This window comes from Vibrio sp. OPT46, assembly GCF_015163535.1.
GTDB lineage: Bacteria > Pseudomonadota > Gammaproteobacteria > Enterobacterales > Vibrionaceae > Vibrio > Vibrio alginolyticus.
Genome location: NZ_JADDYG010000517.1, coordinates 44,718 through 45,446 on the forward strand (window position 1 = coordinate 44,718; position 729 = coordinate 45,446).

General features: G+C 49.2%; 2 protein-coding genes. Both read right to left on the minus strand.

From position 1 onward, the window contains the following. Positions 1-489, minus strand: a 489-nt coding sequence (hisIE, locus tag IQR33_RS21185) for a bifunctional phosphoribosyl-AMP cyclohydrolase/phosphoribosyl-ATP diphosphatase HisIE (RefSeq protein ID WP_228014048.1), incomplete at its 3' end; no start/stop codon positions are given. After that, positions 486-729 (minus strand): HisA/HisF-related TIM barrel protein (locus tag IQR33_RS33885; RefSeq protein WP_265575803.1); only part of this gene is annotated, 244 nt, incomplete at its 5' end. The genes IQR33_RS33885 and hisIE, both read right to left, overlap by 4 nt.

A 729-nucleotide genomic window follows, 5' to 3' on the forward strand; every position in this document is an offset into this window, starting at 1 on the left:
AACGCCTTCTTCGCCCACTTTTTGCGAAATACGCTTGGTGCCACGGGCATAAAGACTGGCAGTATAAGAGGAATCTGGGTCGGCACTCTTGCGGGCAGCCAATAGCTGCTCAAGTTGATGAAGCCACACCATTTGTGACTCCTCTTGAGGGTCCACATCCCAGCAAGTTGTGTTACCCAAGTGACACGTAGGACCAATGGGATTCACTTTCACCAGTAGCGTATCGTTGTCGCAATCGAGCTGCATGTTCACTAGTTGCAATACGTTGCCAGAAGTCTCACCTTTCGTCCAAAGACGTTGCTTGGTACGAGAGAAAAACGTCACTTGACCCGTTTCGCCCGTTTTTGCCAACGCATCTTGGTTCATGTAACCCATCATCAGCACTTGGCTTGATTGGAAATCTTGTACGATGGTAGGTACCAGACCATCCACCTTTTCCCAGTTGATTCGCTCAGCTAGCGAACTTACTTCGGCGGCTTTCACACTCATAGTCGTACCTCAATGCCTTGTTGTTTCAAATACTGCTTTAGTTCACCAATGTTGATGACTTGCTTGTGGAATACCGATGCGGCAAGCGCGCCATCCACATTGGCTTTTTGGTATGCTTCCGCAAAGTGCTCCATAGCACCCGCGCCACCCGATGCAATCAGCGGTACATTACATACTTCGCGCACCATATTCAGTTGTTCGATATCGTAGCCGTTACGCACACCGTCTTGGTTCATCATG